This is a genomic window from Pseudomonas sp. HC1(2025) (genome assembly GCF_058742075.1).
The window spans coordinates 610687-637167 of the sequence record NZ_CP196017.1; the positions used below are offsets into that span (position 1 = coordinate 610687).

Below are 26481 nucleotides of genomic sequence, written 5' to 3' on the forward strand. Positions count from 1 at the left end.
ACCAACAAGAAAGCGGGAAGGTGATCGAAAAATGGGTTCGGTGTGAAGATATTGGTTTTTGTGGCCGCCAGTAACGTTTTTTTGATCCTGCAGGTGCATAGAAGCAAGTCTTGGTGGGGCGTTTAGATGAGTTTAATAATTGGCGTTGAGAATAGACTGCGAGAAAGAGAATCGAACTGCTCTCGAGTGTGCCGAATAAGTTCTCTTTTAAGTAAGTGGATATTTTTTGAGTAGGGATAAGGCATGAAAACATAATTCGTATCGGCAATAAAACAACCGGCGGCCGCACGGTTCAATCGGGTTCTGTCGTTATGAAGTTCCGCGGTATCGGTGTGGCTCGCAAGGGTGACCCGGTAGATTGCCCGATTCCCGGTCATGGTCGAACAGAGATTGCCGAGGGGCACCCAACGTTTCACGACAAGGGTGTTCCGGTTGCGTTTCACGGGCATCGCTGCGCTTGCGGTCGCGCCTTGATTTCGTCACTGCCTGAAGCGAGCGCGAGATAGCCATGCCGGTCAGATTGGATCAAATCCCAGCTCTTGCGCCACGGGCTGCGCGGCCGAGGTGCTGGCTTTGGCTGGGCGTATTTCCGCTGCTGTTGCTGTTGCTGTTGCTGTTGCTGTTGCTGCTGCTGCTGGGTGTGGGGGCAACGTTTTTGTTCGGCACTCAAACGTTGCGCCAACAACCAGCGCGAAATCTGGCAGCGCTTCAACTGGCCGGGCCGCAGTGACCACCCGGGGGCCAGCCTGAGCTGGACCAGCATTCATACCGGCGAGCGTCTGTTCGGCGACTTCCAGGGCACTTGGGGCTTGATCCGCCTGCTGGAAAAAGCCCAAATCACGCATCTGGACGATGGTGACAGCCACTATCGTATGGTGCTGAAGGCCCCAGACGGCGCAAGCCTGACCTGGAACCTGCGCACGGAACTAGGCGCAGGGCCGTTGGCCTTGCTGCAATTGCGTGACTTCACCTTGCCGCAGCAGATATTTCTGAGTGAGGGCGCTGTAGAGGTGCCCTATGCGCAGATTGATCGGTAGTGGTTTTGGAGAGCGGGGCTTGCTGCGGATGGTTTGCTATCCCGCTCTAGCCGCAGACACTTTGCTCACTTCTGCTCCATCATCCACTTCACAAAATCCCGCACCTTGGGCACCTCCGCCGAATGCTCCGGGTACGCCAGGTAGTACGCATCCTGGCTGGGCAGTGCGTGCTGCCAGGGGATCACCAACTTGCCGTCTGCCAGCTCTTCTTCCACCAGAAAACGCGGCAGGAGCGCCACGCCACACCCTACCTGGGCGGCGCGGATGCACATATAGAAGGTGTCAAAGCGCGGCCCGTGGTAGCTGTGTTCGGTCTGGTAGCCGAGGCTGGCGAACCAGTCGTGCCAGCCCTGGGGGCGTGAGGCGTTTTGCAGCAGCACCAGTTCGCTCAGTTGCGTCGGGTCGCGCAAGGGCAGGGCCGGCAGGCTCTCGGGGGCGCACACCGGCACCAGTTCCTCGCTGAACAGCTTGAGGCTCTCGGTGCCGGGCCTTGCGCCTGCGCCGAAGTAGAAGGCCAGGTCGGCCTTGCCTTGCAGCAACTCGTCTGGCGTCTGTTCGTTGCACAGGTCCAGGTGGATCTGCGGGTGGCGCAGGCGCCAGCCCTTGAGCCGTGGCACCAGCCAGCGCGCGCCAAAGGTGTAGGGCGTGGACACCCGTAGTACTTCGGTCTCGCCGCCGTAGGAGCGCAGGTAGTGGGTCGACATCTCCACCTGGCTCAGGATCTTGCGCACTTCCACCAGGTATAGGTCGCCCGCCGGGGTCATCTGCAAGCGCCGACGCACCCGGCGAAACAGCAGGTGCTGCAGCAACTCTTCCAATTGCGCGACCTGCTTGCTGACGGCGCTCTGCGTGAGGTTCAGCTCCTCGGCGGCACGGGTGAAACTCAGGTGGCGGGTCACGGCCTCGAAGCATTGCAGCGCGGTGATCGAGGGCAAATGTCTTTTATTGAGCACGGCATGCCTCTTTTTGTTTTGCATGAATAAACGGAATGATATCTCGCCTAATCGTCGTTTGTTGGCAAGTCCTGGGCCAGCTACAAATAAGGCCTGGATCGTCGTGCGGGCTGCGGCGCATTTTTTGTTGATGGATTGAAGGAGTGACCCATGGTTGCCGCATTGCTTGATCGTCTGGGGGTAGACCCGGCGTTGTACCAGGCGGGGAAACAGCCCGTGCATTCCCCTATCGATGGCAGCCGCATTGCCAGTGTGCACTGGGAAGGCGCCGCCGAGGTCGAGCAGCAGGTCAGTCGTGCCGAGCATGCATTCGACGCCTGGCGCAAGGTGCCGGCGCCCCGTCGCGGTGAACTGGTGCGCCAGTTCGGCGACCTTTTGCGTGAGTACAAGGCCGACCTGGGCGAGTTGGTGTCGTGGGAAGCCGGCAAGATCACCCAGGAAGGCCTGGGGGAAGTGCAGGAAATGATCGATATCTGCGACTTCGCCGTGGGCCTGTCGCGCCAGTTGTATGGCCTGACCATCGCCTCCGAGCGCCCTGGCCACCATATGCGTGAAACCTGGCACCCGCTGGGCGTGGTGGGCGTGATCAGCGCCTTCAACTTCCCGGTCGCAGTGTGGGCGTGGAATACCGCGCTGGCGCTGGTGTGCGGCAACGCGGTGATCTGGAAACCCTCGGAAAAGACCCCGCTCACCGCACTGGCCTGCCAGGCCTTGTTCGAGCGGGTGGCGAAAAACTTCAGCGATGCACCACCGTACCTCAGCCAGGTGGTCATTGGCGGGCGCGATGCCGGCGCCGCCCTGGTGGACGACCCGCGCGTGGCGCTGATCAGCGCCACTGGCAGCACGCGCATGGGCCGCGAAGTGGCGCCCAAGGTTGCCGCGCGGTTCGCCCGCAGCATTCTGGAGTTGGGCGGCAATAACGCGATGATCCTCGGCCCCAGCGCCGACCTGGACATGGCCGTGCGCGCCATCCTGTTCAGCGCGGTCGGTACCGCAGGCCAGCGCTGCACCAGCCTGCGCCGGCTGATCGCCCACGAGTCGGTCAAGGATGAAATCGTCACGCGCCTCAAGGCCGCGTATTCCAAGGTGCGCATCGGCCATCCTCTGGAAGGCAATCTGGTCGGCCCGCTGATCGACAAGCACAGCTTTGAAAACATGCAGGACGCCCTGGAGCAGGCCCTGAGCGAAGGCGGCAAGGTGTTTGGCGGCAAGCGTCAGTTGCAGGACCAGTTCCCCAACGCTTACTACGTGGCGCCGGCCATCGTCGAAATGCCTGAGCAGAGCGATGTGGTGTGCAGCGAAACTTTCGCGCCGATTCTCTATGTAGTGAGCTACAAGGACTTCACCGAGGCGCTGCGTTTGAACAACGCTGTGCCGCAGGGCCTGTCGTCGTGCATCTTTACGACCGATGTGCGCGAGGCCGAGCAGTTCATGTCGGCGGTGGGCAGTGATTGCGGGATCGCCAACGTCAATATCGGGCCGAGTGGCGCGGAGATCGGTGGCGCGTTTGGCGGCGAGAAAGAAACCGGTGGCGGGCGTGAATCGGGTTCGGATGCCTGGCGCGGATACATGCGCCGGCAGACCAACACTGTGAACTATTCGCTGGAGCTGCCGTTGGCCCAGGGTATTACCTTCGACTGAGCCTCCAGCCGAAATGCGGTCAATGTGGGAGCTGGCTTGCCGGCGATAGCGGTATTGAATTCACCATCGTCATCGCTGGCAAGCCAGCTCCCACATTCGATTGGGTTCGCAATTCAGAATAAGAGTTGTTTGTTAGATCCCGGAGTCTGGCAATGCCATTACGCGAAGCGTGTTTGTGGGAACAACTGACCCCTGGCCGGCCGGATCGCGCAGCACTCGCGGGCGAGGTCAAGGTGGATGTGTGTGTGATCGGCGCCGGTATCACCGGTTTGTCGGCGGCCATCCACCTGCTGGAGCAAGGTAAAAGTGTCTGCGTGCTGGAGGCCCATCGCACCGGCCATGGCGGTTCTGGGCGCAACGTGGGGCTGGTCAACGCCGGGATGTGGATCCCTCCGGATGAGATCGAGGCTGGTTTCGGCACGGCGGTGGGCAGCCAGCTCAACCGAATGCTTGGCGCAGCGCCGTCCCTGGTGTTCAGCCTGATCGACAAGTACAGGATAGATTGCCAACTGCGCCGCGAGGGCACGTTGCACATGGCGCACAACGCCCGTGGCGAAGCCGACCTGCGCAGCCGCGAGCAACAATGGAAGCGCCGTGGCGCGCCCGTGGAGCTACTGACCGGTGCTGCGTGCGAGCAGGCCACCGGCACCCAAAAGATCGCTGCCGCCTTGCTCGACCGGCGTGCCGGCACCTTGAACCCGATGGCCTACACCAGTGGCCTGGCCAATGCCGCAGTGGGCCTGGGTGGGCAGTTGTTCGATCATTCACCGGTGACCCAACTGGAGCGCCAGGGCCAATCCTGGTCTGTGCAAACGGCCCAGGGTGCGGTGCAGGCTGCACAAGTGGTGATCGCCTCTAATGCCTACACCGAAGGCGAGTGGACCGAGTTGCGGCGCAATTTTTTCCCCGGTTATTACTATCAGGTGGCCTCGGTGCCCCTGAGCGGTGGTGCTGCGCAGCAAATCCTGCCGGGCGGCCAGGGTTCCTGGGATACCCGCCAGGTGCTGAGCAGCATCCGCCGCGATGCCGATGGGCGGCTGTTGCTGGGCAGCCTGGGCAATGGCAACCAGAAACCCACCTGGTTCCTCAAGGCCTGGGCCGACCGCGTGCAGCAGCACTATTTCCCATTTCTCAAGGCAGTGGACTGGGAATACACCTGGACCGGCTGCATCGCTTTCACCCCAGACCATCTGATGCGTCTTTTCGAGCCGGCGCCCGGTTTGGTGGCAGTCACTGGTTACAACGGGCGTGGGGTGACCACTGGCAGCGTGGTGGGCAAGGCATTTGCCGATTACTTGTGCCACCAGGACCCCACGGCCCTGCCGATTCCGTTTGCGCCGATGCAGCCGCTGGCCGGCGTGGGCCTGCGCAGTTGCCTGTACGAGGCCGGATTCTCGCTGTACCACGCGGGCCAATGCCTGCGAATTGTCATCTGATCAGCGAAATACCCTTCAAAAGCCGGCATTTTCTTAGCCGGCTACTAATCTGTATTGGTGCGAGTCGTAGCAGTGACGCACTGTAAATGTGCACTTCCGTTACGCGCATGGTTACAGATGCTCGAAGGGGCGCTTGATGGCTGGCTGACATCAGTCCAATGGGCAGGTTTCACTCTTTCGGGCCAGTGGTTGCACCTCTGCGTTCCAGAGGGTTGCACGTCCCGCCAAAAAGGCACCGAAACGCCTGTAATAACAATGACACCGTGTCTTTTTGAAATATAAAAACGCAATGGCACGCCGCTTGCTCTCAGCTTTCCAGTGAAGGTTTCAAGTGAAAGTTTGAAGTGAAATTGCAGTGCCCATTCAACAAAAAACTCGGAGCACCACTCATGTCCCAGACGTTTTACAAGAAAGGTTTCCTGGCCCTCGCGGTAGCTGCCGCGCTGGGCGTTTCTACGTTTGTTCAAGCTGATGTGAAGATTGGCGTGGCGGGGCCGATGACCGGTGCCAACGCTGCCTTCGGTGAGCAGTACATGAAAGGTGCCCAGGCGGCGGCCGATGTGATCAACAAGGCGGGCGGGATCAACGGCGAGCAGATCAAGCTGGTGGCCGGTGACGACGCGTGCGAACCCAAGCAGGCCGTAGCCGTGGCCAACCGCCTGGCCGACCAGGACAAAGTGATCGGCGTGGTCGGGCACTTCTGCTCGTCGAACACCATTCCAGCCTCCGAGGTGTACGACGAAGCGGGCATCATCGCAATCACTCCAGGCTCCACCAACCCCCAAGTGACCGAGCGTGGCCTGGGCGCCATGTTCCGCATGTGCGGGCGGGATGACCAGCAGGGCATCGTGGCCGGCGACTACATCGTCGACGTGCTCAAGGGCAAGAAAGTCGCGGTCATCAACGACAAGGACACCTACGGCAAAGGCCTGGCCGATGCCACCGCAGCCCAACTGACCAAGCGCGGCGTCAAGCCGGTGCTCGAAGAAGGCCTGACCCGTGGCGAGAAAGACTTCAGCGCCCTGGTGACCAAGATCCGTTCGCTGGGCGCCGATGTCGTGTACTTCGGCGGCCTGCACCCGGAAGCCGGCCCACTGGTGCGCCAGATCCGTGAAGCGGGGCTCAAAGACGTCAAGTTCATGTCTGACGATGGTGTGGTGACCGACGAACTGGTGGCGACCGCCGGTGGTGCGCAATACGTCGATGGCGTCTACATGACCTTCGGCGCCGACCCGCGCCTGCTGCCAGACAGCAAGGCCGTGGTGGAAGAGTTCCGCAAAAATGGCACCGAGCCTGAAGGCTACACCCTGTACGCCTACGCCTCGATCCAGGCCCTGGCGGCCGGCTTCAACGGCGCCAAGTCCAACAAGGGCGAAGACGCGGCCAAGTGGCTCAAGGCCAACCCGGTGCAAACCGTGATGGGCAAGAAGGAATGGGATACCAAGGGTGACCTGAAGGTCTCCGACTACGTGGTGTACCAGTGGGACAAGGACGGCAAGTACCACCAGTTGGAAAAGCAGAAGTAATCAACCAGCCACCACCGACCCCTTGTGGGAGCCGGGCTTGCCCGCGATGACGGACTGACAGCCAGCACCTGTGTTGAATGTGAGACCGCTATCGCCGGCAAGCCAGCTCCCACACTGGATCGCGGTTGCCCGGGCCATTGCGTCCGGCACCAGATCTGTTTTTTCCTCCAGAAGGGCCGCACGCCCAAGGGTGTGCAGGTTCTCACCGCGTGAGATTGCGTTATGGATGGTATTTTCCTGCAGCAACTGGTCAACGGCCTGACCCTCGGGTCGGTCTATGGCCTGATCGCCATCGGCTACACAATGGTCTATGGCATCATTGGCATGATCAACTTCGCCCATGGCGAGGTTTATATGATTTCCGCTTACCTCGCGGCGATCAGTCTGGCACTGCTGGCTTATTTCGGCCTCGAATCCTTCCCGCTGCTCATTCTCGGCACCCTGATATTCACCGTCGTCGTCACCGGCGTCTATGGTTGGGTCATCGAGCGTGTCGCCTACAAACCGTTGCGCAACTCCACTCGCCTGGCCCCGCTGATCAGCGCCATCGGGATCTCGCTGATCCTGCAGAACTACGCGCAGATCGCCCAGGGCGCCAAGCAACAAGGCATTCCCACCCTGCTGGCCGGCGCCTGGCGCGTCGATATCGGCACCGGGTTCGTACAGTTGACCTACACCAAGGTCTTCATCCTGGTCGCGGCCTTTGCCGGCATGGCGCTGCTGACCTACATCATCAAGTACACCAAGCTCGGCCGCATGTGCCGCGCGACCCAGCAAGACCGCAAGATGGCCTCGATCCTGGGGATCAACACCGACCGCGTGATCTCCTACGTCTTTGTCATCGGTGCCGCCATGGCGGCCCTGGCCGGTGTGCTGATCACCCTGAACTACGGCACGTTCGACTTCTATGCCGGCTTTATCATCGGCATCAAGGCATTTACCGCAGCGGTACTCGGCGGCATCGGCTCCCTGCCTGGGGCGATGCTGGGCGGGATTATCCTGGGGATTTCCGAGTCGCTGTTCTCGGGGTTGATCAACTCTGACTACAAAGACGTGTTCAGTTTCTCCCTGCTGGTGGTGATTCTGATTTTCCGTCCCCAGGGCCTGCTTGGTCGCCCGCTCGTGGCGAAGGTGTAAACATGTCTGCTGCCAAATCTATCGATATCAAGAAAAGTGTGGTCGATGCGGTCCTCGCCGGGCTGATTTCCCTGATCGTATTCGGCCCTATCGTCGGCGTGGTCCTGGACGGCTACAGCTTCAACCTGGAACCGGCCCGCGTCGGCTTGCTGGTGGCGATCGTCATGGCCGGGCGCCTGCTCATGAGCCTGTTCCTGCAAACCCCCAAGGGCTTGAAGATTCTCCAGGGTTTTGAAAGCTCGGGCTCTGGCGTGCATGTGCTGGCGCCGGACTACAAGTCGCGGCTGCGCTGGATCATCCCGGCGTTGATCGTGATCGCCATTGTCTTTCCTTTTTTCGCCAACAAATACCTGCTGACCGTGGTGATCCTCGGGCTGATCTACGTGTTGCTGGGCCTGGGCCTGAACATCGTGGTCGGCCTGGCAGGGCTGCTTGACCTGGGTTACGTGGCGTTCTACGCCATCGGCGCCTACGGCCTGGCCCTGGGTTACCAATACCTCGGGCTGGGGTTCTGGACGGTGCTGCCGCTGGCGGCCATCGCTGCTGCGCTGGCGGGGTGCATCCTCGGGTTCCCGGTGTTGCGAATGCACGGTGACTACCTGGCCATCGTGACCCTGGGTTTTGGTGAAATCATCCGCCTGGTGCTCAATAACTGGCTGTCGTTTACCGGCGGGCCAAACGGTATGCCGGTGCCATCGCCGACGTTCCTCGGCCTGGAGTTCGGCCGGCGTGCCAAGGAGGGCGGGGTGCCGTTCCATGAGTTCTTCGGCATCGCCTACAACCCCAACGTGAAGTTCCTGTTCATCTACATCGTGCTGTTTCTGGTGGTGCTGCTGGTGCTGTACATCAAGCATCGCCTGACCCGCATGCCAGTGGGCCGCGCCTGGGAAGCCTTGCGCGAGGATGAAATCGCTTGCCGTTCCATGGGCCTGAACCACGTACTGGTCAAGCTCTCGGCCTTTACCATCGGCGCTTCGACGGCCGGCCTGGCCGGGGTGTTCTTTGCCAGTTACCAGGGCTTCGTCAACCCGTCTTCGTTCACCTTCTTCGAGTCGGCGCTGATCCTCGCCATCGTGGTACTGGGTGGCATGGGCTCGACGGTGGGCGTGGTCATTGCCGCGTTCGTGCTGACCGTGGCGCCTGAACTGCTGCGCAGCTTCTCCGAGTACCGGGTGTTGCTGTTTGGCGTGTTGATGGTGGTGATGATGATCTGGCGGCCACGCGGCCTGATCCGGATCAGCCGTACCGGTGTGACACCACGCAAGGGGGTAGCGCCATGAGCAAGGAAGTTGTCCTCAACGTGGAACACCTGATGATGCACTTCGGTGGCATCAAGGCCTTGAGCGATGTGAGCCTCAAGGTCGAACGCAACTCGATCTTCGCCCTGATCGGCCCCAACGGCGCCGGCAAGACCACGGTGTTCAACTGCCTGACCGGCTTTTATACGGCCAGTGGCGGCAAGATCGAACTCAACATCCGCGGCAAGCAGACCAACGTGATCCAGTTGCTCGGCGAGCGCTTCAAGCCTACCGACTTCGTGTCGCCCAAGAGCTTTTTCAGTCGGGTGTACTACAAGATGTTCGGCGGCACCCACTTGGTGAACCGCGCAGGCCTGGCCCGTACGTTCCAGAACATTCGCCTGTTCAAGGAAATGTCGGTGGTGGAAAACCTGCTGGTGGCCCAGCACATGTGGGTCAACCGCAACATGCTGGCGGGCATTCTCAACACCAAGGGCTACCGCAAGGCAGAAAGCGACGCACTGGACCACGCCTTTTACTGGCTGGAAGTGGTGGATTTGGTGGACTGCGCCAACCGCCTGGCTGGCGAGCTGTCCTACGGCCAGCAGCGCCGCCTGGAAATCGCCCGTGCCATGTGCACCCGGCCGCAGATCATCTGCCTGGACGAACCGGCAGCTGGCCTCAACCCCCAGGAAACCGAAGCCCTCAGTGCGATGATTCGCCTGCTGCGCGACGAACACGACCTCACAGTGGTACTGATCGAGCACGACATGGGCATGGTGATGAGTATTTCCGACCACATCGTGGTGCTGGACCACGGCAACGTCATTGCCGAGGGCGGGCCGGAAGCGATCCGTAACGACCCGAAAGTGATCGCGGCCTACCTGGGCGCCGATGAGGAGGAGCTGGTATGACGACGCCTATCCTCGAAATGAAGGACCTGGACGTGTTCTATGGCCCGATCCAGGCCCTGAAGAAAGTCTCGCTGCACATCGACGAGGGCGAAACCGTGAGCCTGATCGGCTCCAACGGCGCGGGCAAGTCCACGCTGCTGATGTCGATCTTCGGCCAGCCGCGTGCCGAGTCCGGGCAGATCCTCTACCAGGGCGTGGACATTACCCACAAGTCGTCCCACTACATCGCCTCCAACGGTATCGCCCAGTCCCCGGAAGGGCGGCGGGTGTTCCCCGACATGACTGTCGAGGAAAACCTGCTGATGGGCACCATCCCCATTGGCGACAAGCACGCCAGCGAGGATATGCAGCGCATGTTCGAGCTGTTTCCACGGCTCAAGGAGCGGCGTAACCAGCGGGCCATGACCATGTCCGGTGGCGAGCAGCAAATGCTCGCCATTGCCCGGGCGTTGATGAGCCGGCCCAAGCTGTTGCTGCTCGATGAACCGAGCCTGGGCCTGGCACCGATTGTGGTGAAGCAGATCTTTGCCACCTTGCGCGAACTGGCGGCCACCGGGATGACCATCTTCCTGGTGGAGCAGAACGCCAACCACGCGCTGCGCCTGTCTGACCGGGCGTATGTGATGGTCAACGGCGAAATCCGTTTGACCGGCAGTGGCAAGGAGCTACTGGTGAACGAGGAAGTGCGCAACGCCTACCTCGGCGGGCACTAACCCGCCATCACCCTAGGCGCCGGCTTGTGTGGGAGCTGGCTTGCCTGCGATGCAGACACCTCGGTATTTCAGGTACACCGAGGTGATGCCATCGCGGGCAAGCCCGGCTCCCACATAAAGCCGGCGCCTACATTTTTCGGTAGTCCGCAGGCCTTCCGGCAAATTGTGGAAAACAAATCCACACACCTCCCAAAGCGCGACATATAGCCGCCGCAAATCCCTGTTTTGTCACACAAATGACTTGTCCCCATCCACTGTGGAACCGGCTGTGGGTAACATGGGAGTAGCTGGCTGTACGCCTTTATCTACGGGGCTTACAGCGCGGTGGCTGTTTTTTGATCAGGGGCTTTTTCGGGAGGTGCCGCAGGTTTTGTCAACCTGTTCATAGACACAGGTATATGACCGGAACATGACCTGCAAGCCTGTGGATAAGTCTGTGGTTAAACTCTGGAAAGACGTGTGCAGGGGCCGGATTTACTGGCCTGGAGCCATGCCTCCTGGCGCGTCCTCCCCCATGGGCCTACATATGGGCCGCCCAAGGTCAAGCAAAAAACTTTTTGAATCGCCCTGAAAGCCTTGTACACAGCGGCCTGGAGGGTTTTGCACTTGCCCCCAAAGACTGTGGGCGCAGCTGTGGATAACCTGCGCGCACATGGCTGCGTGCCACGTTTTATAAGGCTTTGCCTGTGGTGGTTAAAAATTGACCAGGTGTGCTTCAAGTTGTGTGCATAGCGGTTGCCGCGACGGCGGCGTAAGGGCATTCTGCTGGCTGATTTTTTCTCGATGCCCGCAAGGAGAACACCATGTCCGACACGCTGTTTATTACTGGCGCAACCTCAGGTTTCGGCGAAGCCTGTGCCCGTCGCTTTGCCGAGGCTGGCTGGAAACTGGTGCTCACCGGTCGACGTGCCGAGCGCTTGAATGCCCTGGTCGAAGAGCTTTCCAAGCAAACCGAGGTGCATGGCCTGGTAGTGGACGTGCGTGACCGCAAGGGCATGGAAGAGGCGATTGCCAACCTGCCGGCGTCGTTCAGCAAGCTGCGCGGGCTGATCAACAACGCGGGCCTGGCCGTGGGCACCGACCCGGCGCCCAAGTGCAGCCTCGACGATTGGGAGACCATGGTCGACACCAATATCAAGGGCCTGCTGACCACCACCAGCCTGTTGCTGCCGCGCCTGATCGCCCATGGCCGTGGCGCCGGGATCGTCAACCTGGGCTCCATCGCCGGCAACTACCCGTACCCGGGCAGCCATGTGTATGGCGGCTCCAAGGCGTTCGTCAAACAGTTCTCCCTGAACCTGCGCTGCGACCTGCAAGGCACCGGCGTGCGCGTGACCAACATCGAGCCGGGCCTGTGCGAGAGCGAGTTCTCCCTGGTGCGCTTTGGCGGTGACCAGGCGCGTTACGACGCCACCTACGCCGGCGCCGAGCCGATCCAGCCGCAGGACATTGCCGACACCATCTTCTGGGTGATGAACACCCCGGCGCACGTGAACATCAACCGCCTGGAGCTGATGCCGGTAAGCCAGACCTGGGCTGGGTTTGCGATTGAGCGTGGGGCCAAGTAAGGCTTGAGACCGCGTCGCCTGTTTCGCGAGCAAGTCCAATCGCCGCACCGCCGATTCGACTTGCTCGCGAAGGCGGCAAATCGGCCAAAAGGCGGCATAAGGTACACTCCACTCCTGAAAACCCCACCGCACCCAGCGGTTTAAAGGTTTTGACAGGAGGATATGTGAGTAACCGAGGTGAGCAGGCACTGCTCAAACAATCGACCATCCTGATGTTCGCCGTGGCGATCGCCGGGATTGTCACGGGTGTGATATCAGGCGCCCAATCCATTTTATTCGACGGCTTTTTCTCGCTGATCGCGACCTTTATCAAGGTGCTGATGCTGATCACGGCCAAGCTGATCGCCAAGAAAAGCAACGACCGCTTCCAGTTCGGCTACTGGCACCTGGAGCCGATGGTGTTGCTGATCGAAGGCAGTTTCCTGCTGTTGATCGCCATCTACGCGTTTCTCAACGGGGTGTTCGGCATTATCAATGGCGGGCGCGAGATCGAGTTGGGGCTGGTGATCATCTACGCTGCGGTGTTTACCGTGGTCGAGTTCGCCTACTTCTTCTATGTGCGGCACCGCAACCGCAAGCTGCAGTCGTCGCTGATCCAGTTCGACAACATCAGTTGGCTGGTAGACGCCATGCTCTCCGTGGGCCTGCTGGTGAGCTTCCTGGCCGCGCTGCTGCTCAAGTCCCAGGGCTATGGCGAGTGGGCGGTGTACGTCGACCCCTTGATCCTGATCCTGCTGGCCCTGAGCATGCTGGCGCCGGCGTTGAAGATCTTGCGCCCGGCCTTGCGCGATGTGCTGGGAATTGCCCCCGACCAGTTGGACGACAAAGTGCGCGAAGTGATGGACGCGGCCCAGGCCCGGCATGGTTTCGACGACTACGTGTCCTACGTGCAGAAGCACGGGCGGGCGCGGTTTATCGAGATTCATGTGGTGCTGCCGGCGGACTACCCGGTGGATAAGGTCGCGACGCTCGACGGGCTGCGCGAAGAGATATCCACAGGGCTGGGCGCGCCGGACAAGGCGCGGTGGTTGACGATCAGCTTTACTGGGGATCGCAAGTGGATTGCTTGATTGGCCGTTAGACCGAGGTGAGGCTATCGCAGGCAAGCCAGCTCCCACATTGTTGAAGGGTGAACCCCTTCAAGTGTGGGAGCTGGCTTGCCTGCGATGGGGCCAGAAAGATCAGCCGAGAAACTCGCTCAACCCCTGATAGCAGGTCGCCAAATGGTAAGGCGTAGTCGACGGCATATCCCGCCGGCTCACCTCACCCTTGGCATCCAGGCACTCATTCCAGCCCTTGGCATGTAAAAAATGCTGCTGCAACGCCAGCAACTGGCGCTCCAGCACCGCCGCGCTGCCCGGGCGCAAGGTCAGTGCGCGCAGGTACTCGGCCTTGGCCCAGATGCGCTGGGTGGCGTCACGCACGCTGCCGTCCAGCGCCAACATGCCGCTGACCGCGCCACTGAGGTTATCCACACCGGTTTGCTCGGCATAGGCGAATGCCCGGCTCAGCGAGGCATGCAGCGCAGTGCCGCGCAGCAGGGGCGAGGACTCCAGCAGGAAGAACCATTCAAACTGATGCCCCGGCTCGAACCAGTTATCCACAGCTCCCAGGGGCTTTTCCATCATTACGCCATGCTGGCGCTCGATAAAGCGTTGCTGCATGGCCGTCGCCAGTGCCAGCAGGGCCTGTTGCACCGCCGCATCTTCACGCACTGCGAGGGTGGCGAGGAAGCCCTCGGCCAGGTGCATCAGCGGGTTCTGCAGCGGGCCGGACTTGAGGGACGACCAGTTACGCTCCAGGACCGCTTCATACAGGCCGTCGCCCGTGGCAAAGCGCTCGGCGACCACTTCCAGGGCGGCATTGAGCACCGACTCCACCAACGGCTCGCGAACCTTGGCCCAGTAATGGGCGCAAGCGAAGATGATAAACGCGTGGGTATACAGGTCTTTGCGCTTGTCCAGCGGCTGGCCGTGGGGGTCGATGCTGTAGAACCAGCCGCCGTGCTCGGCGTCATGAAAGTGCCTTTGCAGCGAGCGAAACAGCGTCGCGGCGCGTTCTTCGGCAAAGTCCTTGCCCGGCGCGCCGATCAGGCTGGCAAACACATACAACTGTCGGGCACAGGCCATGGCGCGGTAGCGTTGCGGGGGCAACGGGCGGTGATCGGCATCCAGCGCCTCATAGGGCAGCGCCAACTCGGCATTCCAGCCCGGACCCTGCCAGAGCGGCACGATCAGGTCGTTGAAGTGCGTGAGCACAGCGTTCAATTGAGGCTTGTTGGCAGAGCTTGGAGCGATGGGCATCGGCTGGCGTCGTCACGGCAGGGGTGTTTGCCGCGCATGGTAGCAGGCTTGGGGGCTGCGGTGGTTTTGCTACCGCTATCGCGAGCAAGCCCGCTCCCACATTCGACCCCATTCCAAAGGTAGAACTCGGTCAAATGTAGGAGCTGGCTTGCCTGCGATGAGTACCTTACAGGCGCCGCCAGACTCAGCCCGCCAGCAACCAAACCCCCGTCGCCGCCGAAGCCGCACCGGCCACCCGCACCAGCGGTGCCGCCGCAGCCGGCAGGAAACGCACCAGCGCATACCCGGCCGCATGCAGCACCGCCGTCGCCCCGACGAACCCGGCCGCATACGCCCAAGGGCTGGTCATGTCCGGCAGCTCCAGGCCATGGGCCACGCCATGAAACAGGGCAAACACGGCTGTTGCGGCCACGGCCACCGCCACCGGCGGGCGGATCGCCAAGGCCACTGCCAGGCCCAGGGCCAGCACCGACGCGGCAATCCCGCTCTCCAGGGCCGGCAAGGCCAACCCTTCAAAACCCAGCAAGCCACCGATCAGCATGGTGCCGACAAACGTACACGGCAGCGCCCAACGCGCCGCGCCTTGTTGCTGTGCCGCCCACAGGCCGACGGCCAGCATCGCCAGTAAATGGTCCAGCCCGCCGAGGGGATGGCTGATACCGGCCACCAGGCCATTGTCGCCGTGGCCCGGATGGGCCAGGGCCAGGGCCGGGGCCAGTAGCAGGGCGGCGGCGGCAAACAGTTTGTTGAGGCTCATAAACAGCTCCTTGGTAAGGGGATCAGGCTGCGGTCAGCAGGCCCTGGCGTTCGATAAAGGCGACGATTTCTTCCAGGCCGACCCCGGTTTTCTGGTTGCTGAAGACAAACGGCTTGCCGCCGCGCATGCGCTGGGTGTCGCTGTTCATCAGTTCCAGCGAAGCACCGACCAGCGGCGCCAGGTCAATCTTGTTGATCACCAGCAGGTCCGACTTGCAGATCCCCGGCCCGCCCTTGCGTGGCAGCTTGTCGCCGGCCGACACATCGATCACATAGATGGTCAGGTCCGACAGTTCTGGGCTGAAGGTGGCCGATAGGTTGTCACCGCCCGACTCCACCAGGATCAGGTCGAGGCCGGGAAAACGCCGGTTCAGTTGATCCACCGCTTCGAGGTTGATCGACGCATCTTCGCGAATCGCCGTATGCGGGCAGCCGCCGGTTTCTACGCCGATGATGCGTTCGGGCGCCAGGGCCTGGTTGCGTACCAGAAAGTCCGCGTCTTCGCGGGTGTAGATGTCGTTGGTGACCACCGCCAGGTTGTAGCGATCACGCAGGGCCAGGCACAGCGCCAGGGTCAGGGCGGTCTTGCCGGAGCCAACGGGGCCGCCGATACCGACGCGCAAAGGTTGTGTGTTCATGGGGTTCTCCTAGGAACGGAACAGGCGGCTGTACTGGCGCTCGTGGGCCATGCATGCCAGGGACAGGCCGAACGCGGCGCTGCCAAAGTGGTGGGGATCGCGCTGGCTGGCGTCCTGCTGGGCTTGTTGCAGCAACGGCAGCAGTTCGCTGGTCAGGCGTTGGGCGGCCTGTTGGCCCAGGGGCAGGGTCTTCATCAGCACGGCCAACTGGTTTTCCAGCCAGCTCCACAGCCAGGCGGCCAGGGCATCGTCGGGGCTGATCGCCCAGGCTCGTGCGGCAAGTGCCCAGCCCAGGGCCAGATGGGGTTCGTGGGTGGTGTCGAGAAAGCGCCGCGCCGCGTCATCCAGTTCCGGCAGGCCGTTGAGCAGTTGTTGCAGGGAGTAGCCCATTTGCCGGCTCTCCTGGAACAGCTCGCGGGTTTCGCGGCTGGCGCGGTGTTCTTCACACAGTTGGCGCAGGCCCACCCAGTCCTGGGCAGCTGCCGCCTGGCAATGGGCAAGCAACAGCGGCGCTTCGAAGCGCGCGAGGTTGAGCAACAGTTGGTCGCTGATCCAGCGTCGGGCGCTGTCGGCATCGCTGACACGGGCATTGTCCACGGCCATTTCCAGGCCTTGGGAATAGCTGTAGCCGCCAATCGGCAATTGCGGACTGGCCAGACGCAGCAGCGCCCAGGCCGGGTTCACAGGCGCACGCCGAACTGATGCAGTTTGGGCGGGTAGTTGAAGTCTTCGTCACCGTGGCGCGAGTGATGATGGCCGCCACCGTAGGCGCCGTGCTCGGGCTGGAACGGCGCTTCGAGGGTTGCGGCATGGGCCCCCAGTTGCTCCAGCATGGCCTTGAGCACGTAGTCATCGAGCAGGCGCAGCCAGCCGTCCCCCACTTGCAGGGCCACATGCCGGTTGCCCAGGTGATAGGCCGCACGGGTCAGTTCAAAGGCGCTGCTGCAGGTGACGTGCAGCAGTTGTTCAGGGCGTGCGCAGACGCGTACGACACGTCCGTCTTCAGCTTGTAGGAATTCCCCATCGTGGAGTGGCGGCTGGCCGCGCTCCAGAAACAAGCCGACATCTTCACCCTCGGCACTGAAACAGCGCAGGCGGCTTTTGCTGCGGGCTTCGAAGTTCAGCAGCAACTCCGCGGCCCAGGTGGGTTGGGGCGCAATTCGGCGGTGGATGACCAGCATCGGGAAGCTTCCAGCAATGAGCGATAAACAGGCTAGAGCAAGGGGCTTGCCAACCACGCTTAGCGTAGGAAATAGCCGTAGGTTCTGGGCATTGCGCCACTAAACGGGGCGGTGGCAGGAGGTTGGAGTGGTCTATTTTGGTGCGCCGTAGGGGGCGATGGCACCTGAATTGGGCGATTTGGCCGGGGCTATTTATAGCTAGGGGTGATTTGGGATTTGTCCTACGACCATCTTGGATTTGCCGTTCATCTTGCTTCGCATCGCTTCACTAGGATTGCACCCCGTGTTTAATCCACTGCGTTGTTTATCATGTTCAAGTCATTTTTATGTGTAGTGATGGTCGGCCTGTTTGGCGTCACGTCATCGGCTTCGGCCAACTTCAACAAACGCCACACCTCACTGGCCCCCTTCAGTGCCTCGCTACAGGCCGTGCCGCAGCCGAGCATCGAGAATGTAGTCGACCGCGCCCACCAATTGCTCGGCACCGCCTACAAATGGGGCGGCAGCTCTCAGGACCAGGGGTTCGATTGCAGCGGCTTGCTGGTCTATCTGTTCAAGACCGAGGCCAACATTGTCATCCCGCGCACCACGGCGGCGATGCACCGGTCAACGGCGGCGACGATCAAGCGTGACGCACTGCAACCGGGCGATGCGGTGTTTTTCAGGGCCAATGGACGCAACCAGGTCAGCCATGTCGGCCTGTATGTGGGCGAGGGCAAGTTCATTCATTCGCCGCGCAAGGGCAAGAGCATCCGCATCGACTCACTGGCCAACAGCTATTGGAAGAAAAACTACACCACCGCCAAGCGTTTCCAGGCGCTGCGCTGACCGGCCTATTCGGTGCTGCCCAGGCCTTGCCAGTGCTTGAGGCCGATAAAGATAAAGCGCAGTTGCTGGGTGATCTTGGCCTGGGGCGTGAGGTGCGCCGGCAAGGCCGCGGCGGGCGGGTCGATAATGTCGGGCAGGGTGGCGAACACGCTCTTGACGATCAGGTCGGCCATCACATGCAAACCGTCGGCATCCAGGTGCTGCAGCTTGGGCATCAGCGTCAGGTCGGCTGCCAGGTCCGAGGTGATGTCTTCGCGCAAGGCGCCGATGGCTTGGCGCACGGCCAGGCAACCGCCGTATTGCTCGCGGGCGAGGAACAGGAATTGTGAACGGTTGGCCGCCACTACATCGAGAAAGATCCGTACCGAGGCATCGATGATGCCGCCCATGACGAATTCGTTGTGGCGTACCAGGCGGATGGTGGCACGGAAGGTCTGGCCGACCTCACTGACGAGCACCAGGCCCAGTTGGTCCATATCGGCAAAGTGTCGGTAAAAACCGGTGGGCACGATGCCAGCGCTCTTGGCCACTTCGCGCAGGCTCAGGCTGCCAAACCCTCGGCCACCCTCCATCAGATGGCGGGCTGCGTCCATCAAGGCAAGGCGGGTCTGTTGCTTCTGTTCGGCGCGGGGCAGCATTGGCGGGTGAGCTTTGTAGACAAGGACAGCGACGCACTCTAGCAAATCAACTTTGCCTGCGTCGAACTTGTAACGGGACAAAGGTGGCGCAGATCCCACAAAGTCAAAGCCCGATCTCTGGGGATCGGGCTTTTTTCAGGGCCAGCACAGGCTTAGCTCGTAGCTTTATGCATGTCATCCAGACGGTCGGAACCGCCCTCGGCGACGAATTCGCGTTGTTGCAGGCGGTCCGAGCCACCTTCAACCAGGCCTTTTTGTTCCAGGCGATCACGGCCACCTTCGGCGACGAATTCGCGTTTTTGCAGACGGTCCGAGCCACCTTCAACCAGGCCTTTTTGTTCCAGGCGATCGCGACCACCTTCGGCAACGGTCTGACCGATGTGCGTGGCGTCAGCCTTGGCTTGCGGGATGGCTTGTTCGGCAGCTGGCAGGGCAAAAGCGCTGGTGGCCAGGACAGAGAGTGCAACACTGAGCAGTAATTGGCGTTTCATGATGAGTTGCTCCTTGGGAGGGCGATAAAGTGGGTACAGGGCTAATGCTACTCTCGATATCTCGATATAAAAGTTCATAAACACAATGGTAATAATCAACAGAATTGATTGTTCTGCGCCGAGGCTCTAGATCGCGCCTCTCAAGCACGCGCTTTTGCACCGGGGTGGGTATTTTCGACACGGGCGTGGGTAACAACGGTGCGTCGTTGATGAAAGAAGCTGTCGGATTAGTCAGAAAAAGCGCTTTTCAGCGCTAATTGCCATCTGCGGTTAAACCCCCAGGCCATTTGCCAGTCGTAGCCATATAAGCTTTAGTCCTTGCGCGCGTTGCCAGTGGCACGCGCAGTCGTAATCAGGAGCCCTGTGCAATGACGCGCACTCGTAAAATTCTCGCCTGGAGCAGTGCCTGCTTCGTTCTGTTAATCGCCGCTGTGGTACTGATCCTGGTGTTCTTCGATTGGAACCGGATCAAGCCGCAACTCAATGCCAAGGTCTCCGAAGAGCTGCATCGCGCCTTTGCCATCAATGGCAACCTGGCGGTGGTCTGGCAGCGCGAGCCGGACGAGGGCGGTTGGCGCGCCTGGGTGCCGTGGCCCCATGTGGTGGCCGAAGACCTGAGCCTGGGCAACCCCGAGTGGTCGAAACAGCCGCAGATGGTCACCCTCAAGCGCGTTGAACTGCGCATCTCACCCTTGGCCCTGCTGGCCCAGCGCGTGGTGATCCCGCGCATCGATCTGACCGAGCCGAGTGCCCAATTGCAGCGCCTGGCCGATGGCCGCGCCAACTGGACCTTCACCTTTGATCCCAAGGACCCGAATGCCGAACCGTCCAGTTGGGTGGTGGATATCGGCGCCATCGGCTTCGACAAGGGCCACGTGACCCTCGACGACCAGACCCTCAAGACCCGTCTCGATGTGCTGATCGACCCCCTGGGCAAGCCGATTGCGTTCAGCGAAATCGTCGGTGAGCGCGATGCAAAAAAAGCCCTGGAGCAGGGCGCCACACCCCAGGACTATGCGTTTGGCCTCAAGGTCAGCGGCCAGTACCACGGCCAGAAACTCGCCGGCAGCGGCAAGATCGGTGGGCTGCTGGCCCTGCAAGACGCCGCCAAGCCGTTCCCCCTGCAGGCCCAGGCGAAGGTCGGGGATACCAGCATCGCCCTGGCCGGCACCCTGACCGACCCACTGAACCTCGGCGCCCTGGACCTGCGCCTGAAACTGTCTGGCACCAGCCTGGGCAACCTTTACCCACTGACCGGCGTGACCCTGCCGGACTCGCCGGCCTATTCCACCGATGGGCGCCTGATCGCCAAGTTGCATGAGGCGGGCGGTGCGTCGTTCCGCTATGAAAACTTCAACGGCAAGATCGGCAACAGCGACATCCACGGCGACCTGGCCTATGTCGCCAGCCAGCCACGGCCTAAGCTCAGTGGCGCACTGGTGTCCAACCAACTGCTGCTGGCCGACCTGGCGCCGCTGATCGGTGCCGACTCCAACGCCAAGCAAAAGGCCCGTGGCGGTGAAAGCAAGCAACCGGCGACCAAGGTGCTGCCGGTGGAGGAGTTTCGCACCGAGCGCTGGCGCGATATGGACGCCGATGTCGAGTTCACCGGCAAGCGCATTGTCCACAGCGCCGAACTGCCCTTTACCGACCTCTACACGCACCTGGTGCTCAACGACGGCCAACTGAGCCTCGAACCCCTGCGTTTCGGTGTGGCGGGCGGCAAGCTCGATGCACAGATTCGCCTCAATGGCCGCATCACCCCGCTGGAAGGCCGGGCGAAACTGACGGCGCGCAACTTCAAGCTCAAGCAACTGTTCCCCACCTTTGAACCGATGAAGACCAGCTTTGGCGAGCTAAACGGCGATGCGGATATCGCCGGGCGCGGCAACTCGGTGGCGGCTTTGTTGGGCAGTGCCAATGGCGATCTGAAAATGCTCATCAACGACGGTGCCATCAGCCGAGGCCTGATGGAAATCGCCGGGCTGAACGTCGGTAACTATGTGGTCGGCAAGATGTTTGGCGACAAGGAAGTGAAGATCAACTGCGCGGCGGCGGACTTCGGCATCAAGACCGGCCTGGCCACCAGTCGGTTGTTTGTGTTCGATACCGAGAACGCGATCATCTACATCGACGGCACCGCGAACATGGCCAGCGAACAACTGGACCTGACAATCACCCCAGAGTCCAAGGGCTTTCGCCTGTTTTCGCTGCGTTCGCCCTTGTACGTCAACGGGCCGTTCATCAAGCCCAATGCCGGGGTCAAGGCAGTGCCGCTATTGCTGCGTGGCGCGGGGATGGTGGCGCTGGGTGTGATCGTTGCACCTGCGGCAGGCCTGCTGGCACTGGTGGCGCCGAGCGGGGATGAGCCCAACCAGTGCGTGCCGCTGTTGCAGCAGATGCGGGAAGGCAAGGCGCCGAAGACGGTGAAAGGCTAACTGTGGGAGCGGGCTTGCTCGCGAATGCGGTGTATCAGTCAACATATCCATCACTGATCTACCGCATTCGCGAGCAAGCCCGCTCCCGCATTAGTGAGTGCTGCTGGCAGGCTTACAGGTCTTTGAGAATGTCCGCCATATCGTCGGCGTGCTCTTCTTCCTGGGCCAGGATGTCTTCAAAGATCCGGCGGGTGGTCGGGTCTTTCTCGCCGATGTACTGGATGATCTCGCGATAGCTGTCCACCGCGATGCGCTCGGCCACCAGGTCTTCGTAGACCATGTCCTTCAAGGTCTTGCCGGCCACGTACTGTGCGTGGGACAGCTTGGACAGCAGGTCCGGGTTGAACTCTGGTTCGCCGCCCAGCTGTACGATACGTTCGGCCAGTTTGTCGGCGTGTTCCAGTTCCTGGTTGGCGTGCTCCAGGAACTCATCGGCGGCCACGCTGGCTTTCAGGCCGCTGGCCATGAAGTAGTGGCGCTTGTAGCGCAACACACAGACCAGTTCGGTGGCCAGTGACTCGTTGAGCAGGCGCAGGATCTCTTCGCGGTCGGCGCTGTAGCCTTCGGTCACTGCGCCGTTTTCCACATTCTTGCGCGCGCGTTCGCGAAGGGTGCTTACGTCAGACAAATGCATGTCGGTCATTTCAATCTCCTCAGGGCGATATCCGGTTTTGCGCCACACTCTCGGGGTGTGATCGCTCAAGGTTGTGAGTGCTGCGCGGCGCAAAAAGTTTTATCGGATGTTGCCGGGTGTCATATCGATTGCCGCAGGGCTGGTCTAGGATCAGCTCAATCGCCCCTTTGAAGGACGTTTGCCCCCATGCCGCAGACATTGGCTACACGTTATCCCCTGGTTTTGGTGCCGGGCATGCTCGGGTTTGTGCGGCTGCTGCTGTACCCGTATTGGTACGGCATCGTCCCGGCCTTGCGTGCGGGCGGGGCGCAAGTGTTTGCGGTGCAGGTGGCGCCGCTCAACTCCAGCGAGGTGCGCGGCGAGCAGTTGCTGGTGCAGATCGAGCAGATTCGCCGCCAGACCGGTGCCGACAAGGTCAACCTGATCGGCCATAGCCAGGGTTCGCTCACCGCCCGTTACGCGGCGGCAAAACGCCCGGAATGGGTGGCCTCGGTGACCTCGGTGGCCGGGCCCAATCACGGTTCGGAATTGGCGGACTACCTGCACACCCACTATCCGGCCGACAGCGCCAAGGGCCGGATCATGAGTGCGCTGCTGCGCCTGGTGGGCGTGCTGATGGGGCTTCTGGAAACCGGCCATCGCGGCCCGCGTTTTGCGGCGGATATCCACGCCTCCCATCAATCGCTGACCAGCGCGGGTGTGGCGCTGTTCAATCGTCAATACCCCCAAGGCCTGCCAGACACCTGGGGCGGGCAGGGCGCCGAAGAAGTGGGCGGAGTGCGTTATTACTCCTGGTCCGGCACCTTGCAGCCGGGCAAGACCGATCGCGGGCGCAACCTGCTGGACGGCACCAACCGCAGTTGCCGGCTGTTTGCGCGCACCTTCGTCAAGGAGAAAGGCCAGTGCGACGGCATGGTCGGGCGTTACAGCTCACACCTGGGCACGGTGATTGGCGATGACTATGCGCTGGACCATTTCGATATCGTCAACCAGTCACTGGGCCTGGTGGGCAAGGGCGCCGAGCCGATCCGCCTGTTTGTCGAGCATGCGCAGCGGTTGAAGGCGGCCGGGCTTTAACGCCTTACCGGCGTGGTCCAGCGCTCCGACAAAATCACCCCGCCCAAGGTCAACACCCCCCCCACCAAGTGATACAGCGCCAACTGCTCCTTGAGCACCACCGCTGCAATCAGCGCCGTGATCAGCGGCAGCAAATTGAAAAACAGCGTGGTCCGGCTCGGCCCCAGGTTTTTGACCGAATGCATCCACGAAAGCGGCGCAATCATCGATGCCAGCAGGCAGGCGTACACCACCAGGCCAATATTCGACGGGCCCAGGCCGACCTTGTCCGAGGCCAGGAACAGCGGAAACAGCACCACCACCGCCACCAGCACCTGCAAATACAGCAACACCAGGGGCGGTAGACGCAATTGCCATTTTTTCAGCAGGGTGCTGTAGATCGCATAGGCCAGGGTGGCCACCAGCATCATCGCGTCGCCCAGGTTAACCCCGTGTTGCAGCAGCGCGCCGAGGCTGCCGGCCGACACCACCACCACCACCCCGGCAAACGACAGCACCGCCCCGGTCAGGGCGCCGAAGGTCAGGCGCTGGCCGAGGCTGATAATCGCCGCAGTCAGGGCCATCAATGGCATCAGCGACAGGATGATCCCCATATTGGTGGCGCTGGTCAGGCTGGCGGCGTAGTACGCCAGGCTCTGGTAGACCGCCATGCCGAGCACGCCGAGCACGGCGATCTTGCCCAGGTTGGGGCGGATCAGCGCCCAGTTGGCAATGACTGGCTTGAGCATGAACGGGGTAAACAGGATGGCGGCCAGCAGCCAGCGATAAAAACCGATCTCGGCCGGGAAAATCGAGCCCACGGCGAGTTTGTTGACCACGGTATTACCAGCCCAGATAAAGATGGCCAGCAGCGGATAAGCGTATTGCATTGCAAGGAACCAGGAACGTTAGTGAGGGGTGATTATCCTTTGTCTGGATCGAAGCCTATACTTCGATCCAGACAAGCCGCCTCTGTATCCAGACAATATGCCGAAGACCTACATCAACCTGCCCGATTTCGACGTGCTACCGGCCCCGGTGTACTTTCGCTACTCGGAATTTGCCGCCGACAGCCGCGCCTCCCGCCACCAGCATGCCTGGGGCTCCCTGGACTACTCGGCCCGCGGCGTGATGCGCTTTGAAGTGGGCGGCAACCGGTTTATGTCGCCGCCGCAATATGCGGTGTGGATCCCGCCCAACACCCAGCACAGTTCCTACAACGCCCAGGCGATTATCTACCGCTCGGTGTACCTGGCGCCGTCCCTGTGCGAGCAATTGCCCACGCAGCCCTGCACCCTGACCATCAGCAACATCCTCAAGGCCATCCTCAGTGATTTTGCCGAGCGCGACGTGAATATCCCGGCCAACGAAGCCGACGTGCGCCTGGCCCAGGTGCTGGTGGACCAACTGCGCCAGGCGCCGGTGCATGACTGTTTCCTGCCGTATGCCAGCAGCCCCGGCCTGCTCAGCGTGCTTGAAGGCATGCAGGCTGATCCCGGGGACAACCGCGCGCTGGCGCTATGGGCGCAGCAGGTACACGTCAGCGAGCGCACCCTGGCCCGGCAATTTGTGCGCGAACTGGGCATGAGCTTTGGCGAATGGCGCCAGCGCCTGCGCTTTCTGGCGGCCATCGAGGCGCTGGAAAACACGCGCAGCGTGCAGGAAGTGGCCTTTGACCTGGGCTACAGCACCGCCTCGGCGTTTATTGCGATGTTCCAGCGCCAGGCCGGCTGTACGCCGGAGCAGTATCGACGAACGAACTTACGTAGCAGGTGAAGGTGTAACAGGCTTTGTCTACACTGCAGGGGAGGCCGCGCCCCTCGGCGTGGTAACAGGGAGAAAACTCCATGAAGATGTTGCGTATTCCGTTGTTGATGATCGGTCTGCTGCTCTGTTCCCAAGGGTTTGCGGCCACTGCCCAGCAAAACAAAATGACCACCTGCAACGCCGAAGCCTCCACCAAGACCTTGAAGGGCGACGAGCGCAAGGCCTTCATGAAAACCTGCCTCTCGGCCCCGGCCGCCAATGACGCCAAGACCCTGACCCCGCAGCAGCAAAAAATGAAGGACTGCAACGCGACGGCAAAAACCAAGGCGCTGGCCGGCGATGCGCGTAAAACCTTCATGAGCACCTGCCTTAAAGGCTGACCCGCTTAAATACCCCTGTGGGAGCGGGCTTGCCCGCGATTGCGGTGTGTCAGCCAACCAGCGCCATCGCGGGCAAGCCCGCTCCCACAGTTGATGGTGTTCACAACCATCAGACTTCTCGCTTGATTGCCCCAAGGCTGGCAGACTGCCCATCCTTTAACGCCGTTCGTTTAGAGGCTGTATGCCAACGTTTTCTCAGCGTCATGTGTTGTTGCTGGCCAGCTACATCATCATTTTCGGCGGGTTGCTGCTGGTCCTCCCGTTAAAACTGCTGCCCAGCCTGTTGGCTGGCCTGTTGGTCTTCGAACTGGTCAACATGCTCACCCCGCAACTGCAACGCTTGATCGAAGGCCGGCGCGCGCGCTGGCTGGCGGTGGCATTGCTCGGCACCGTGATTGTCAGCGTGCTGACCCTGATTTTTGCCGGTGCCATCAGCTTTTTGCTGCACGAAGCGGAAAACCCCGGGGCTTCCCTCGATAAATTCATGGGCGTGGTCGACCGCGCGCGCGGCCAGCTGCCGCCGTTCCTCGACGCCTACCTGCCGGCCAGCGCCGCCGAGTTTCGCGTGGCTATCGGTGAATGGCTGAGCAAGCACCTGAGCGAACTGCAGCTGGTGGGCAAGGACGCGGCGCATATGTTCGTGACCCTGCTGATCGGCATGGTCCTGGGCGCCATCATCGCCCTGCAACGGGTCCCGGACCTGACCAAGCGCAAACCCCTGGCCGCCGCGTTGTTCGACCGCCTGCACCTGCTGGTCCAGGCTTTTCGCAACATTGTCTTTGCGCAAATCAAAATCGCTGCGCTCAACACCATCTTCACCGGGATCTTCCTTGCGGTGGTGCTGCCGCTGGCGGGGATCCACCTGCCGCTGACCAAGACCCTGATCGTCCTCACCTTCCTGCTGGGCCTGCTGCCGGTGATCGGCAACCTGATGTCCAACACCCTGATCACCATCGTCGCGTTGTCGATGTCGATCTGGGTGGCGGTGGCGGCGCTGGGCTACCTGATCGTGATCCACAAGGTCGAGTACTTCCTCAATGCCCGCATCGTCGGCGGGCAGATCAGCGCCAAGTCGTGGGAGTTGTTGTTGGCGATGCTGGTGTTTGAAGCCGCATTCGGCCTGCCTGGGGTGGTGGCAGGGCCGATTTATTATGCGTATTTGAAGAGTGAGTTGAAGCTGGGTGGGATGGTCTGAAGATTGAGGGCGT

General features: G+C 61.4%; 26 protein-coding genes and 1 pseudogene. 17 read left to right on the top strand and 10 right to left on the bottom strand.

The window, feature by feature from the left end; genetic code table 11:
- Nucleotides 1-260 precede the first annotated feature (260 nt).
- Together ACSSVH_RS02555 and ACSSVH_RS02560 are read left to right on the top strand one after the other, a co-directional pair.
- Nucleotides 261-506, top strand: coding sequence for a PAAR domain-containing protein (locus tag ACSSVH_RS02555; RefSeq protein ID WP_346343156.1), 246 nt, complete (start codon nucleotides 261-263; stop codon nucleotides 504-506).
- Between the two features lie 177 nt (nucleotides 507-683).
- A pseudogene (locus ACSSVH_RS02560) lies at nucleotides 684-1037 on the top strand (type VI secretion IcmF C-terminal domain-containing protein); the annotation flags it as partial.
- A 65-nt stretch (nucleotides 1038-1102) separates the two neighbouring features.
- On the opposite strand, the gene ACSSVH_RS02565 reads toward ACSSVH_RS02560, so the two are convergent.
- Complete coding sequence (locus ACSSVH_RS02565; protein ID WP_169952161.1) at nucleotides 1103-1990, bottom strand: LysR substrate-binding domain-containing protein; 888 nt, start codon at nucleotides 1988-1990, stop codon at nucleotides 1103-1105.
- A 150-nt stretch (nucleotides 1991-2140) separates the two neighbouring features.
- Between ACSSVH_RS02565 and amaB the strand changes: the two genes are divergently transcribed.
- The 9 genes from amaB to ACSSVH_RS02610 all read left to right on the top strand — a co-directional run bounded on the left by amaB (nucleotide 2141) and on the right by ACSSVH_RS02610 (nucleotide 13233).
- A complete protein-coding gene (gene amaB, locus ACSSVH_RS02570; protein ID WP_432754965.1) occupies nucleotides 2141-3631 on the top strand; it encodes an L-piperidine-6-carboxylate dehydrogenase in 1491 nt (496 codons plus the stop codon).
- Nucleotides 3632-3783: 152 nt separating this feature from the next.
- Entirely contained in the window at nucleotides 3784-5067 is a 1284-nt protein-coding gene (gene amaA, locus ACSSVH_RS02575) for an L-pipecolate oxidase (protein WP_492634037.1), read from the top strand.
- A 389-nt stretch (nucleotides 5068-5456) separates the two neighbouring features.
- Nucleotides 5457-6593, top strand: coding sequence for a branched-chain amino acid ABC transporter substrate-binding protein (locus ACSSVH_RS02580; protein WP_104911477.1), 1137 nt, complete (start codon nucleotides 5457-5459; stop codon nucleotides 6591-6593).
- A 222-nt stretch (nucleotides 6594-6815) separates the two neighbouring features.
- On the top strand, nucleotides 6816-7730 hold the full coding sequence (locus tag ACSSVH_RS02585) for an ABC transporter permease subunit (protein ID WP_029300506.1): 915 nt from the start codon (nucleotides 6816-6818) through the stop codon (nucleotides 7728-7730).
- Nucleotides 7731-7732: 2 nt separating this feature from the next.
- Nucleotides 7733-9010 (top strand): high-affinity branched-chain amino acid ABC transporter permease LivM, encoded by a 1278-nt coding sequence (livM, locus tag ACSSVH_RS02590; protein WP_169952152.1) that lies wholly within the window; start codon nucleotides 7733-7735, stop codon nucleotides 9008-9010.
- On the top strand, nucleotides 9007-9882 hold the full coding sequence (locus ACSSVH_RS02595) for an ABC transporter ATP-binding protein (protein WP_029300504.1): 876 nt from the start codon (nucleotides 9007-9009) through the stop codon (nucleotides 9880-9882). Before livM ends, ACSSVH_RS02595 begins: the two co-directional genes overlap by 4 nt.
- Nucleotides 9879-10595 (top strand): ABC transporter ATP-binding protein, encoded by a 717-nt coding sequence (locus tag ACSSVH_RS02600; RefSeq protein WP_029300502.1) that lies wholly within the window; start codon nucleotides 9879-9881, stop codon nucleotides 10593-10595. The genes ACSSVH_RS02595 and ACSSVH_RS02600 overlap by 4 nt, the downstream gene beginning before the upstream one ends.
- 803 nt (nucleotides 10596-11398) lie before the next feature.
- Complete coding sequence (locus ACSSVH_RS02605) at nucleotides 11399-12163, top strand: SDR family oxidoreductase (RefSeq protein ID WP_169952150.1); 765 nt, start codon at nucleotides 11399-11401, stop codon at nucleotides 12161-12163.
- A gap of 164 nt (nucleotides 12164-12327) precedes the next feature.
- The gene (locus ACSSVH_RS02610) at nucleotides 12328-13233 is read left to right on the top strand and encodes a cation diffusion facilitator family transporter (RefSeq protein WP_169952148.1); all 906 of its coding nucleotides are present in this window, start codon (nucleotides 12328-12330) and stop codon (nucleotides 13231-13233) included.
- 111 nt (nucleotides 13234-13344) lie between these two features.
- On the opposite strand, the gene ACSSVH_RS02615 is transcribed toward ACSSVH_RS02610, so the two are convergent.
- The 5 genes from ACSSVH_RS02615 to ureE form a co-directional block, all read right to left on the bottom strand.
- Nucleotides 13345-14466: an AGE family epimerase/isomerase gene (locus ACSSVH_RS02615; protein WP_492634038.1), complete on the bottom strand. Its 1122-nt coding sequence runs from the start codon at nucleotides 14464-14466 to the stop codon at nucleotides 13345-13347.
- A 184-nt stretch (nucleotides 14467-14650) separates the two neighbouring features.
- The gene (locus ACSSVH_RS02620; RefSeq protein WP_169952144.1) at nucleotides 14651-15223 is read right to left on the bottom strand and encodes a HupE/UreJ family protein; all 573 of its coding nucleotides are present in this window, start codon (nucleotides 15221-15223) and stop codon (nucleotides 14651-14653) included.
- Nucleotides 15224-15245: 22 nt separating this feature from the next.
- Entirely contained in the window at nucleotides 15246-15860 is a 615-nt protein-coding gene (gene ureG / locus ACSSVH_RS02625; protein WP_003217431.1) for an urease accessory protein UreG, read from the bottom strand.
- Between the two features lie 9 nt (nucleotides 15861-15869).
- Entirely contained in the window at nucleotides 15870-16544 is a 675-nt protein-coding gene (locus ACSSVH_RS02630; RefSeq protein WP_169952142.1) for an urease accessory UreF family protein, read from the bottom strand.
- Nucleotides 16541-17041: an urease accessory protein UreE gene (ureE, locus tag ACSSVH_RS02635; RefSeq protein ID WP_492634039.1), complete on the bottom strand. Its 501-nt coding sequence runs from the start codon at nucleotides 17039-17041 to the stop codon at nucleotides 16541-16543. Before ureE ends, ACSSVH_RS02630 begins: the two co-directional genes overlap by 4 nt.
- 309 nt (nucleotides 17042-17350) lie before the next feature.
- Between ureE and ACSSVH_RS02640 the strand changes: the two genes are divergently transcribed.
- Nucleotides 17351-17869 (top strand): C40 family peptidase, encoded by a 519-nt coding sequence (locus tag ACSSVH_RS02640; protein WP_169952138.1) that lies wholly within the window; start codon nucleotides 17351-17353, stop codon nucleotides 17867-17869.
- Nucleotides 17870-17874: 5 nt separating this feature from the next.
- On the opposite strand, the gene ACSSVH_RS02645 is transcribed toward ACSSVH_RS02640, so the two are convergent.
- Together ACSSVH_RS02645 and ACSSVH_RS02650 are read right to left on the bottom strand one after the other, a co-directional pair.
- Entirely contained in the window at nucleotides 17875-18507 is a 633-nt protein-coding gene (locus tag ACSSVH_RS02645; RefSeq protein WP_076961541.1) for a TetR family transcriptional regulator, read from the bottom strand.
- A gap of 152 nt (nucleotides 18508-18659) precedes the next feature.
- Nucleotides 18660-18998: a hypothetical protein gene (locus tag ACSSVH_RS02650; RefSeq protein WP_170058617.1), complete on the bottom strand. Its 339-nt coding sequence runs from the start codon at nucleotides 18996-18998 to the stop codon at nucleotides 18660-18662.
- Between the two features lie 368 nt (nucleotides 18999-19366).
- On the opposite strand from ACSSVH_RS02650, the gene ACSSVH_RS02655 reads away from it, so the two are divergent.
- Nucleotides 19367-21436, top strand: a complete 2070-nt coding sequence (locus ACSSVH_RS02655; protein WP_172312604.1) for an AsmA family protein — start codon at nucleotides 19367-19369, stop codon at nucleotides 21434-21436.
- Nucleotides 21437-21548: 112 nt separating this feature from the next.
- Here ACSSVH_RS02655 and ACSSVH_RS02660 read toward each other — a convergent pair whose 3' ends face one another.
- Nucleotides 21549-22079, bottom strand: a complete 531-nt coding sequence (locus tag ACSSVH_RS02660) for a ferritin-like domain-containing protein (protein WP_169952132.1) — start codon at nucleotides 22077-22079, stop codon at nucleotides 21549-21551.
- Between the two features lie 177 nt (nucleotides 22080-22256).
- Between ACSSVH_RS02660 and ACSSVH_RS02665 the strand changes: the two genes are divergently transcribed.
- A complete protein-coding gene (locus tag ACSSVH_RS02665; RefSeq protein WP_492634040.1) occupies nucleotides 22257-23147 on the top strand; it encodes an esterase/lipase family protein in 891 nt (296 codons plus the stop codon).
- Here ACSSVH_RS02665 and ACSSVH_RS02670 read toward each other — a convergent pair.
- On the bottom strand, nucleotides 23144-24016 hold the full coding sequence (locus tag ACSSVH_RS02670; protein WP_169952128.1) for a DMT family transporter: 873 nt from the start codon (nucleotides 24014-24016) through the stop codon (nucleotides 23144-23146). The two genes, ACSSVH_RS02665 and ACSSVH_RS02670, sit on opposite strands and share 4 nt — an antisense overlap.
- Before the next feature lie 97 nt (nucleotides 24017-24113).
- Here ACSSVH_RS02670 and ACSSVH_RS02675 point away from each other — a divergent pair, with 97 nt between their 5' ends.
- The 3 genes from ACSSVH_RS02675 to ACSSVH_RS02685 all read left to right on the top strand — a co-directional run bounded on the left by ACSSVH_RS02675 (nucleotide 24114) and on the right by ACSSVH_RS02685 (nucleotide 26468).
- Nucleotides 24114-24902: an AraC family transcriptional regulator gene (locus ACSSVH_RS02675; RefSeq protein WP_170058620.1), complete on the top strand. Its 789-nt coding sequence runs from the start codon at nucleotides 24114-24116 to the stop codon at nucleotides 24900-24902.
- A gap of 71 nt (nucleotides 24903-24973) precedes the next feature.
- Nucleotides 24974-25273, top strand: a complete 300-nt coding sequence (locus ACSSVH_RS02680; protein ID WP_169952124.1) for a PsiF family protein — start codon at nucleotides 24974-24976, stop codon at nucleotides 25271-25273.
- Between the two features lie 181 nt (nucleotides 25274-25454).
- Entirely contained in the window at nucleotides 25455-26468 is a 1014-nt protein-coding gene (locus ACSSVH_RS02685; protein WP_169952122.1) for an AI-2E family transporter, read from the top strand.
- Nucleotides 26469-26481 lie beyond the last annotated feature (13 nt).